This window comes from Mesorhizobium sp. M1C.F.Ca.ET.210.01.1.1 (genome assembly GCF_004791585.1).
Classification (GTDB): domain Bacteria; phylum Pseudomonadota; class Alphaproteobacteria; order Rhizobiales; family Rhizobiaceae; genus Mesorhizobium.
In genome coordinates, this window is sequence record NZ_SRUU01000149.1 from 1 (window position 1) to 347 (window position 347).

Annotated in this window: 1 pseudogene; it reads left to right on the forward strand. The window is 63.1% G+C overall.

Features of this window, described 5'->3' with window-relative positions:
• Positions 1 to 8: 8 nt before the first annotated feature.
• A pseudogene (locus tag EN853_RS33335) lies at positions 9 to 347 on the forward strand (erythrose 4-phosphate dehydrogenase); the annotation flags it as partial.

Here is a 347-nt window from a genome sequence, read left to right on the forward strand (position 1 = left end):
GTGAAGCCATGGCTTTCACGCTGTCCCTCAACACCAATCCGCTGGTCAACCGCTTCGCCGATCCCGACGACCTGATCGACGCGATCGCCTATGGCATCGGCATCAGGGATGTCCAGCTCACGCATGAGTTCGTCAATCCGGGCTGGCCGGCGGCGACGATCGCGAAATTCATCCGCCTATTCCGCGCCGCTTTGGATCGTACTGGCGTGCGCGTCACGTCGTGCATGACCGGCCCCTATGGCAGGCTCAACCATTTCGGCCATCCCGATGCCGACGTGCGCCGCTACTATGTCGACTGGTTCAAGACCTTCGCCGCCATCTCGGCCGAGCTCGGCGCCAGCGGCATC